The sequence below is a fragment of the uncultured Nostoc sp. genome (assembly GCF_964247315.1).
In the GTDB taxonomy this organism is placed as follows: Bacteria; Cyanobacteriota; Cyanobacteriia; order Cyanobacteriales; family Nostocaceae; genus Nostoc.
Map to the genome: position 1 here is coordinate 38,668 of NZ_CAXTTT010000055.1, position 11,852 is coordinate 50,519.

General features: G+C 43.3%; 4 protein-coding genes and 1 pseudogene. 2 read left to right on the forward strand and 3 right to left on the reverse strand.

Going from position 1 to position 11,852, the window contains the following annotated elements:
- Window positions 1-196 precede the first annotated feature (196 nt).
- Window positions 197-5,668, reverse strand: coding sequence for a phytase (locus ACFE93_RS17550; protein ID WP_375474619.1), 5,472 nt, complete (start codon window positions 5,666-5,668; stop codon window positions 197-199).
- A 133-nt stretch (window positions 5,669-5,801) separates the two neighbouring features.
- Window positions 5,802-9,941, reverse strand: coding sequence for a putative Ig domain-containing protein (locus ACFE93_RS17555; protein ID WP_375474621.1), 4,140 nt, complete (start codon window positions 9,939-9,941; stop codon window positions 5,802-5,804).
- A 335-nt stretch (window positions 9,942-10,276) separates the two neighbouring features.
- Here ACFE93_RS17555 and ACFE93_RS17560 point away from each other — a divergent pair, with 335 nt between their 5' ends.
- Window positions 10,277-10,747 carry a transposase gene (locus tag ACFE93_RS17560; protein ID WP_375474623.1) on the forward strand — a complete coding sequence of 157 codons (471 nt, stop codon included), beginning with the start codon at window positions 10,277-10,279 and terminating at the stop codon, window positions 10,745-10,747.
- A complete protein-coding gene (locus ACFE93_RS17565; protein ID WP_375474627.1) occupies window positions 10,672-11,274 on the forward strand; it encodes an IS630 family transposase in 603 nt (200 codons plus the stop codon). Before ACFE93_RS17560 ends, ACFE93_RS17565 begins: the two co-directional genes overlap by 76 nt.
- 159 nt (window positions 11,275-11,433) lie before the next feature.
- Here the strand turns inward: ACFE93_RS17565 and ACFE93_RS17570 are convergent.
- Window positions 11,434-11,852: pseudogene (locus ACFE93_RS17570) on the reverse strand (IS1 family transposase); the annotation flags it as partial.

Genomic DNA, 11,852 nt, shown 5'->3' on the forward strand with positions numbered 1-11,852 from the left:
TTGCAATCTGCTGTATATTAAATATTTATGCTTGAGTTTGCAAACTATTTTTGATTCTTCTAAAAAGATAAAAATTAAATTTTGCGGTTTCAATTGGCTAGCGATCGCATTATTTCCTATCAAATAAATAGGCTGTAGGGACATACAGCTATATGTCCCCAAAAATGACTTTTTGATGAGAAGCTAGGCGAATAAATTAAGCCACGATACTAGCCGAGAAAACGAAATCATTAGCTGTGAGGCTAGTCGAGCTAATTCCAACCAATGAAGCTAACTCTATATTTCCGGTTTTCACCAAAGTATCACTACCCTGTTGCAATAAAGTTAAACCACTAAATTGAGTGATACAAATACCACCAAGCCCGATTTTGTCAATACCAATTGTAAAATCAGTAATGATGTTCTTGCTAGTTGGTAAACTACCATTGGCAATCCAGAATTGATCGGCACCAGCACCACCGCTAAGGCTTTGGCGCAGCCCCCCGTAGGGATCGCCACCTCCTTGACTAGCAAATAACACATCATCGCCATCTCCACCAAACAGGGAGTCATTGATATTAGAGAAGAGTTTGTCATCGCCAGAACCACCATAGAGACGGTTATTGCTACCGTTACTCGTGAGGGTATCGTTACCTGAGCCACCGAATAATGATTGACGAGTACCTTCAATTACTGTGAGATTATCATCACCTGCTGCTCCAAACAAATTATTGCTACCACTGGCTTCCACCACGGTAATAACATCATCACCATTGCCACCATCAGCACTGGTATTTTGAACTGAGCCATTTTGACCAATAAATATGCGATCGTTACCATCTTCCCCGGAAACTGAAGAGTTACTGCCTGCAAGCACTGTGTCATCACCGTTTCCAGCCAGGATTGTGTTACCTTCAGCACCTTCTACAAAGTCTGCTCCATCACCTGCACTAAAGAATTGTCCTGGTTCAAGATTGACATTATCGTTGTTACTAGAACCAAAACCGTTCGGGAAAGTAGGCTCTACAGTTGTCAGATTATTAGGTAGTTCGAGAATGCCGAGTTTTTCAGCAGCCGTATTACCTGTAATGTTGAAATCGTTGTCGTTAATCAAGGCTAAAGTATTGGGTGCTACCAATGCTAGACCTTCTAATTTTTCGATTCCTGTGTAACCCAACTGAGCAGCATTAGCAATCAAACTCTTGCTGACAGGGGTAATATTGGCAGTAGCTAACTCTGCAGAGGTAAGTTGTTCAATAGTCTTACCAACTGGCAAGGTAAAATTAGCAGGGTTATTGATGTTGGCCGCCTCAGCTAAATCAATTTGGTAAATTAATTTATTGCCAGCAGATGTAGCATTGTCATCTCGCTCAACTACTGCAAATTTGCCGTTACCCAAAGAAACTGCATCGCCAATCTTATCGGTTCCTCGTAGACCTTCTAGGCGATATAAATACTCTCCTGTCACCTGCTTGCTGACAATATCAAACTCTAGAATTCGTAGGTTGAGAGAAGCTTTAGAAGTCGCATCATTGGCGACATCTGGATTATCGATCGCACTCTGAATAAAGGCATATAATTTATTACCTTGGAGTGCTACAGCTTCAAATCCTCGGTTATTGCGGCGTTGGGCATAAACTGCTGGTAATACCTCAGTACCAAAAGTTCCGGCGGGTTGGTCTGGGTCGAGTGCAGTGGCAGTTCCTTGAGGAATAAAGCGGTCAATTAGCTTACCATTACTATCAAAGTGATAAATTGCTGGACGGTACTCATCCACCATCCAGTAGTCACCATTTTGTGCAACTGCAATTCCCTCTAAGTCTGCGCCCAAAGGATCTTTAGGAAGAACATTATTATTTAAGTCAACGCCAATTTCATCTGTGTAAGCTAAACCGTTTCCTACAGCTTGCAAGTTTGGTAGTCCTGTTAATGGCGTCGTTCCATCTTGGCGAAATAATCCTGTTCTGTTGGTGATGGTGATTTCACCTGTGGTGCGATTGAGTTCAAAGCTGACTATTTCTGGCTGGAAGTTTGGTAATAAATATGGTCTTTTGACACCATCAGCATCTCCATTGGGGCCGCGGTCTGTGTTGGTGACAAATTTCAGGTTGCCATTTGCTGCAAACCCTTGGAAATACAACCCAGAAAAACCACCCAAGAAAATATCTTGACCTTTGGAGGTGGTGCCTAATTTGGGTAGGTTGTCAAATTTATAGATAGTTAGCTTGGGTTGGGCAACGGGATTGCGAGGATTGTAACTAGTGGTATCGATATTTAAAGAATTGGGTAAGGTATTGGCTATATTTTCCCAAGGCACCAGCTTAAAGTTCGAGTTGACGTTTTCGCCATCAATGGTTTTGGCAGGTTCATTAGACCCATCTTGAGTAACAAATAAACCAAATGGGAAGTTAGGCCCCAGTGGCACATTAATTACATCGGCACCATCTGACTCTTGGACGCTATCAATTGATCCATTGTTACCAATGGCAAAGTTACCCACGTATTCGTTATTACCTTCACGAGTGTAGGCAACAAAGGTACTATCGCCTTGGCTGGATGCTAGCAGGTAGCCTGTACCGTTTTTGCCGTAGTAAATGGTCAACCCTTCGACGTCATCGGTGAGATGAGAACCACCTTCAAAACGAACGCGATCGATTAGTTTACCTGTTCTGCCACCATCTGGTTCTGCGTTGAATTTCCAGATGCCCACATCTTCTTGGGCTATGTAGAGAAAGCCGGTTTCTTGGTCAACCACCATACCTTCTGTTTGGGGAGAACGTTCTGCTGCGGTGGGCGAGGGGATGGTGAACTCTCGCACCAGTTCAGTACCGATTTTGCCATTACCTTTGTCGAGCAATTTGAACTGAGCTATGTCTCCAGTTTGGCGACGACTGGTAAAGACATAGTAATCATTAGTTTCGGGGCTACGGTATAAGGTAAGTCCGTAAGAACTGCGAGTTGATGCAGAATAGGGAGGTTCAAAAGGTGATGCTTGGAAAATAGTACCAATATTGCTATCGGTGATATCTTCCAAGTATTGTCCGCGAGTGGTGGAGTTGGGGTTAATTTTGAAGATTGCTAGTTTATCATTTTGGCGATCGCTAGCTAAGGCAATATCAATAGATTGATTGCCTAATTTAAAACCGTATTGCAGGTCAATGTTGTTGTAGCGAATACCACCGGGATTAACTGTTTGCAATAAATTACCAGACAGGTCATAAACCCGCAGTCCAGCATTTTTGACTGAGGTTAATACTAGGCTATCAGCAGCATTTGTCGCATTAACATAAATAGCAGGGTCATCAGCATCAGCATTTTGATCTACAGCAGGTAGTGCTGGATCGTCATCGTCAAATAAAGCAGGACGAGTTTCTAGTGTGGGTGCAGCAGTGGGAACTAAGTCTGCACCCAAGGTAAGGATTTGGGTATATTGAGTGCTACCAAAGTTGTTATCACTCACTAACACAATGGACTGACGACCATCTGCTAGTTTGGGGCCGAAGGCAATACCCTCAATGTTATCCACTCCTGTAATCGGGTGGTTTACATCAGTAGGCAGATTCAGGTCAGTTAAATTCAACAGTAAGCGCTTTTGAGCGGGTTTAATACTAGCTAGTTTTTCAGCACTCAAACTATTGAGAGAATTGTCGAAACTAATGTCAGTTGCACCTTGCAAAGAAACTTCGTAGATTTTGATCGTGTTGCCTACACCTTGGGCAAAGGAGCGTTCCAACGCTAGGAAAGTGCCACGATTATCTATTGCTAGTAAATCTGCCAAACCATTGTCAGCTGAGCCTGTGCTAGGGTCAGGCGATTCGGGTATTGCATCAGTAATGTAGAGGTATTCTTTTTCTGGTTGTCCAGTAACTAGATTGTATTGCAGAATTCGGGAAGGGCTGCCACTGGTAAGTGAAGCTTTTAATCCATCTTGGGAAAGGGCGTTTTCGGTGGCGGTGAATAGGGTTTTCTGGTCGGGTGTGATCGTGAGGCTTTCAAAGGCTAAGTTATTGTAAATACCTGATGTCTGCGTATCACCTATATCTACAACGCCGTCATTATTGGTATCTTCAACTACTGGTAGGAATTTGCTGGGGACAGGTAGCGATCGCACTTCTTGCCCTGTAGTCAGCGAAAACTCTTTAATAAAGGGATTAGTAACACGACCAGCACCAGGATTAACTTCGCCTTCTGAAGAGATAAAGACTGTGCCATTGTTGGTTAAAGCAATACCTTCTGTATCGAGGCTGTTGGTTGCAAAAAAACTGCCGTTGGTATCTTTTAGGGGAGTAACATTAGTAAAAGTCACCCCGGAATCGGTGGCAGTGAAGGTATAAAAACGGGCAGGGGCAACTTGGGAGCGATCATCTGAGATAGCGTAATAACGGTTATTCGCAGCATCATAAGTAACACCAGATAATCCACCCACTGGAGTCTGTACCCCATTTACAGTTCCCGCCGCGCCAGCAGGAATAAAGCCAGTAACGAAGGTAGTTTGTTTTAAAAATCCTATACTGGGAATGGTTTTACCTGCTTCAGTTGGCCCAGTTTGTACATCTGCAAATACCAAGCGATGGTCAGAACTGGGGAAAGGAAAAGTACCTACCAAGGGAAACGTCGAATCGGTATTTAGAGGCCAAAATACTCCTGAGTCGGCAATTGTTAGATCAGTTGAGGGTAGCACATAGTCAGTCCGCAGGTTTCCGGGAGTCGTATCGGCAAAATCTGCCGTGTCAAAGCTAGGATTACCTTTTTGACTAGCGTTTGCACCAACTTGTAAGTCTGTTTGTTGGAGACCACCCAGACTGATAGGGATGACATTAGTATTGATATTAGGATTTTGCAACAGTTGGCGAATAGCGTTGTCAAAACTATCACCATCCAAAGAATCTGCATTTTGGTCGCCCACAATCACAAAGCTTGACCCAGCATCAATACCACCCGTTCTACCCTCGTCATCATAAATGTAATTGCCTTTACCAGGGGTAACATAGTCTGCCCAAAAGCGGATCTCGTCATGGTTGCGCTTACCGTTGCGGTCTTCCGCACCATCAAAAGTTGGGGGTGTGGGGTGGCTGGCGAGGATGTGAATTGTCTCGCCGTTTACCTGGATGGGTACATCCCAGTGACTTTTAGAAGAAAGGCGTAGAACTGCCAATTCCTCCTCAGAATACCAATCATTTGGCTGTGGGGTTGTCGGATCGTCGGGAAGTAAGGCATTGGGCATATCCTTCCACAGAAAATTTTGGAAGGTGCGAATGTTGGCAGTGTGAATGGGATATTTGGACAGCAGCAATATCCCATATTGACCAGAGAAATTTCCGAATCCAAAAGCATCATCGGCGTATCCTGCTGCACCTGGGCTTGTAACTGCTGTACCGTCGTTGTTTAAGTCAAACCCAGAGGCAATACCTGTATTGGAAGGAGCGATATAAAAGTAGGGGTAGTCAACGGGAGTTGTACCATTCTGGCTAACGGCTAAGTAATTTTGCCGGAATAGTTGAACTGCCTCTGGGGAGTAGTCAAACTCGTTAATTAGCAATACATCTGGGTTATTGCGCTGGATAATCTCAGCAACCGCCTTTGCCTGAGCATTGTCAGGAGTAGATAAATCACTAACTAACTGACCTTCAGCATTACGGTTTAAAGAAGCGTTGAACTGGGAAAAGCGAATTGTATTAGTAGTTACCATGTTTAATTGTGAAATAGATTCCAGACGTGAATGAGACTGTTTTGAAAATTGGGAGTGGGGAATAAGGAACCGCAGAGTAAACAAAGAAATCGGAGTTTGAGAGCTATTTTGCGTAAGTCCTATTAAATCTGCGTTAAACAAAGACGAAACGAGTATCTGTTGCCAAATTTGTATTGCAATTTAACCCGTTTTCCACAACAGCAATCAATTCCACTCCATTGTTGGTGAAAATGCCCACAGCCGATCTAACTGACCCTAGTGAGTAATTGTTAGCAACTCCCTTAAGCTGAATTTGATCGCTTGCTTGGAAGCTGAAAATATCGGCATAATCATTGTTGTGAGAACTGGTATAAAAAACTGAAGCAACATCACCCAGGATGTAAGTATCTGCACCCTGCTCGCCGTTGAGGAAGTCGATTTCGTTTGTGCCACCCCCCCAACCAATCAGACGGTCATTATCATTGCCCCCAAAAAGTCCATCATTGCCAAGCCCACCTAAGATTGTGTCATTGCCATCGTCGCCAAGGAGTACATCGGCGTTTCCCTTACCATCAAGGTAATCGTTGCCCGATCCATCGTCGATTAACTCATTGTTATTAGTGCCGATGACGCGATCGCTCCCAGCTAGAGCATGGACTATGTATTTTTTAAAATCAGTAAGTTCGCTGACAAAGATGATATCGTTGCCAGATGTCGCCTTATTATTGGCAACAGTCAGGTCAAAGGTATCGCTAACATTACCACCTTGGCCATCAGCAGCTGTAACTGTGACTCCGAAGATACCAATTTGGGAGATAGTACCAGATATCACACCTGTATTAGCAACAATACTAGATCCAGTGGGTAAGCCCGTAGCACTGTAGATCAGGGTATCGCCATCGATGTCTGCAAATTTGTTACTAACGTTGAAAGAGAAGGCTTTGTTAGTAGAGATGATTTGGTCATCAAGCGGTTGCACTGTAGGGGCATTGTTTTTAGCCAGATTAAACCGAGCTACGCTAAGGTCATGGTCGCTATCTTGATCGGCAAATTCTGAGTTAACGTGAACTACATCATACCTATCTAGCTTGCTGCGTAAGTTGTTGCTAACTAAAACGTGGTCAAGGGTTTGGGCGTTGCCTTGAAAGTTGTAGGTATAACGCTGATTTTGAGGTAGGGTTTCAATTAGAGAAGTCAGTCCAGCGCTTTCTAAAATGCTGACGGGGTTGGAGAACTCAAAGTCATTTAAGTCACCTGCTACTACTATGTTGGCATTGGGGTTAATTGCCAATATACTCTCAACAAAGTTTTTCACCACCGTCGCTTGTTGTTGACGTTGTACTTCACTGGTGAGGGTTGGCGGTTGATTTGATCCGTATAGCGGTTGGTCGCCACCCTTAGAATTAAAGTGGTTGCCAATTATATAAACAATCAAACCAGGACTATTAGAAACTGTAGGAACACCAGAAACATTGCTGACTGTGGTGTTGGAAGTGGAAGTACCACCGGGGCGATCTACAAAGCTGACACGATTGGGATTAAACAAGAAACCCACTCGAATATTTCCACCAGGTTCACCGCCATTCGTATCGTCTACTGGGTTAATTTGGCGGTATTGATATGTGGGGCCACCAGCAGCAGTAATTGCATCAATTAATGTTTGGAAGGTGGTGCTGGCATCAACTACGCTATCATTCGTCGGCCCGTTATTATCCTGAATTTCTTCGAGACTAATGATATCTGGTGCTTTGAGATTATTGACAATGCGGCTGGCAAGGTTGTTAAACTTGGTTGCACCATCGCCGGGGTCAAGGTTTTCGACGTTGAAGGTAGCAACTGTCAGTTGGTCATTGGTGGGAGTTAAATTAGTAATTTCTTTGGTTAGCGTGTTAGAAGTCACTGTCACTGAGGTGGGCAGAACTTCGTAGTTGCTGAAACTATAATCAACCACACCCGTAATCGTGCTGAATGTAGCACCGACATTAACCTGGGGTGAGCTACCAGAGGTAAATAGGGTATCATCAATTTGGATGCGCTCTGGATTGAAATCATTGGGACTAATCGCGACACCACCGCATGCTGTGCGTCCGGTAGCATTAACGCCATTGTCTGCCAGTAACCAAATCTCCCCAAAAGAATTAGTCGGACTAACTGCTACAGGATTATTTACCTGTACTCGCATTGCTTCCAAACTTTCGTAGAAATCAATGCCATCTTGGGCAGGGTCAAAGGTGGTCGTTCCAGTTTCGATATTACCAGTGGTATCGTTATCAATTACCGACGTTGGAATAGTTCTACCGCCATTACCCAGAATTGTGGCAGTTGGCAAAGCATTGCCACTGGAGAGTTTAGCAATCGTGAGGCTAATAATTTCAGTAGTAGTCAGATTGGCGCTGGTAGCACCACCAGGACGGAACTCGCTCACTGTACCGTCAACTAGTACAGAGTCACCCACTTGTACAGTTGGTGCTGATGAGGTGAAAACAAAAATACCTTCCGAGGTGCGATCGTCGCTATCTGGGTTTGGGTCTTGCAAATAAAAGCCATTAGATTTTAGAACTGTGACAATTCCCGCGACATCAGCGACTTTTTGCCCATTTAACCCAGAGATGTGAGATGCGCCCTGGATGTCGTGAATGCGAGGAGTGAAAACTACAGCGCCAAGTGTAATACTATCGGTGCGAAACTTTTTGAAATTGTTCTCTGATAAATCTTTGGCTGCTGTACCGTCGTTGTAGAGAACGCTGTTGCCATCATCGCTGACGAATTGAATTTGAGAAGTATTTGTTAAGTTATCAGGGATGTTAATAATTCCTTCTGGGTTGAAGTTGGCAGAAAATGTTGCTGCACGCAATTGGGGTTTGCTGTTGGGTTTGCCATCCCAAGTTGTCCCGCTAACGGGAATAGCTGTAGAAGCATCATTCGTACCCGTTAAAAATTGAGTTGTGGCAGTACTATTATTCGCCGATGCTGAGTATGCGATCGCATACTCAGCAGTACTAGTACCATCACTGACGGTAACTATAATATTTGCATTACCAACACTTACAGGATTAATTTTCAGATTGCGGTTGACTCCAGTGCCAGTTAGCGTTATATTCCCGTTAGGAACCACTGCGGTATTACCGCTAGTGACTGTAACGGTCAAATTTTCTACAGGGGTATCGGACTCAGCGATCGCAAAGTTTACGCCCACTGTCTTTGCCGGATCGTTGGCATTGCCAATCACGCCGCTAATTGCCCCTGTTCCTGTGGCGGACAAAGCACTATTCGCATCTAAAAGGTTTGTGGTGCTGGCTGTATCTAGTTGAATAGTTGGGGCTTGTCCCACTACCAGATCGTTATCAGTAATGGTGATGTTTTGAATAGTAGTGCTGCCAAGGCTGATACCAGGGGAAGGGTTGCTGATGGTTAAAGTAGCGGTTTCTGTACCTTCAATCACAGCATCATCGACAATGGTGAAAGCGATCAAACCTGCGGTTTGTCCGTGAAGAATTGCGATCACTGTGTTGCTGAGGTTGTAATCTGTGGCTGTGATGCCAGTTCCCGTTACAGCCAAGTTAACTGTTTGATTACCAGAAACAACACTAGAAGCAGTAGCAGTGACAGTAATTTGGGTTGTCCCGGACTCAGTTCCTGAGTTAGTGTTGACCGATAAGTTGACTGTGGGAGTTCTACTGGCGATTGCAAAGTTTGTGGTGTTCGCAACTGTCGTAGTATAGTCCCCATTAACGGTATCGACTGTCCAATTGTTGACGTTGTTAACAGAGAGTTTATAGGTTGCAAAACTGGACTCTCCATTGCGTGAACCATTGTATACACCATAATCAGCGCTACTATTGAGCAAAATTGAATTAGTCCCAATCGTTAAACCCGCAGCAGTTAAATCAGTTGTTCCTTGGCTGTTAGTATCATTTGATATGCCTGACAGGAATACAGTAGGACTATTAGCACTACTGCCGAGATAAGCATAAATAGTATCACCAGATGCACTCAGACCGTAGTTAGAACTACCAGAAACGCTAACTCGGCTAAATGTACCGATTGACGCTGCTAGATTAACAGCATTGTCAATTGCGCTGAAGCGAATTACAGTACCAGCATTAATTGTATTAACTTCTGAGTTCCACTGAAAATATGACTCCCCAGTGTTAAAAGCGGTAAGGCTAGTAGCTTCATTATCGGTGAAGTAAATGGTAGTATTCGGATCTATATCTACAAATGTGACAATAGACCAGCCATCTTCATCGGCATTGAAAGAGATAAAAGCAATATCGTCTTGTGTCAAAGCCATTAATATACGTCTCCTTCAATTTATTTTGTATTGCTTAAGAACCCCTTGAAAAGCCGATATTCAGGAATAATTTGCAAACATAATGAAGTCACATTGACAATCGCAATATCACTATCAAAAAAACTATTTTTTAGTAAAAAAACTACGTAATTTACTAGTATTAATCTATATTCAGCAACCTCAAGTTATCTTAGGAACGTTAACAAACCGCTAGCAAAAGGTTAAAAGAACAAATATTTGGTAGTGAGTTGCCCTCAGAATATACAGTTGGATGTTATATCATGTCCGGTTAAAGACTTATCATTATAGCGGTTCTCGCTTGAGTGAAATACAGAATGTGGGAGGATGAACAAAGTCAACAGCAAAGTGCATCTCAAATGAAAGCATACTCCATTGACCTGCGCCAAAAAATAATTGATGCGTACAATAATCAAGAAGACTCCCAACGAAAACTGGCAAAAAGATTTAGCGTGAGTTTAACTTTTATCCAAAAGTTACTAAAGCGATATCGAAGCAGTGGGACAGTCGAGCAAAAGGCGCATGGTGGAGGTAATACAGGTAAACTAAGTAGTGAGCAAATGGCAATAGTTATCACCTTGGTGGAGGAAGACAACGATGCAATTTTGGTTGAGTTGTGTTCTCGATTGGAGGAGCGAACGGGCGTTGTAGTCAGCCGAGCAACGATGGGAAGAATCACCCAAAAGCTGAATTTGACACGCAAAAAAAAACAATCCACGCCAGTGAGCGATATACAGAGCGAGTACAAAAACTCAGAGCAGAGTATTGGACAACCATTGGCTTTGTGAAGCTAGCTGACTTGGTATTTATTGATGAAGCCGGAGTTAACATAGCGATGACTAGACACTTCGCTCGTTCGCCTCAAGGTAGTCGTGCTTATGGTGAGCGTCCTGATGGGCGTGGAAAAAATGTGACGATGATTGGAGCAATTTCCTTAGAAGGCATTATTGCTGCTATGACTTTTACTGGTGGTACCAATGCATCAGCTTTTCAAACCTATGTCACTCAAGTTTTGGTTCCAAGTCTTTGGCCAGGAGCGTGTGTAGTCATGGACAACTTCAGTTCTCACAAGGTTACAGGTATAAAAAAAGCAATTGTTGCTGTTGGAGCAAGGCTGGTATACTTGTCTCCTTATTCTCCTGATTTTTCTCCGATTGAAAACTGTTGGTCGAAGGTGAAAGAGTTTTTGCGATCGCAAGCTGCTAGAACATATCAAGAGTTAGACGAGGCCATTACAAATGCCCTCAATGCAGTAACGAAAAAAGACATTATTGGATGGTTCACCCACTGCTGTTACTATATTGCACCCAACTGAGAACCGCTATAAGGCAGCAGAGGAGCAGGGGGGCAGAGGGGCAGAGGGGAAGGGTTTTTGGGTTTCTGCATAGATTCGGGAATCATAACTAATTAGCCGGACTTGATATTAGACCTCGACTTATTGTAATGGCGTTGCTGAATAGAGGGATGAATTGATTTATGTAGGTACAATTTGATACTTTAAATAATGAAATAATAATTTAATTGAGTGTCTCAGCATTTGTTCTGATTTGGAATAGCATAAAGTTTTTCTATGAAGGCGTGCAAGATAATGACGTAATCGGGTATTTTCATTTTCCACTCGCGTCATATATGTTTTACTGACAATTTGGTCTCCATTGGGTATAAAACTGGGATAAACCTTCCAGCCATCGGTCACATAAAAATAGCTTTTCCACTGTTCAACAATTTCCCATAATGGCTCAAATGTTTCTGCACTGTGGTCTCCTAAAACCCAGGCTAAAATACCTTGAGTAAAGTGATTTACTGCTGTCCATAGCCAGATTTTGTTTTTTTTGAACCTATGAATGTCTCTAATTCATCCAGTTCTCCAACTTCTGGTAAAATGTCTTCTTT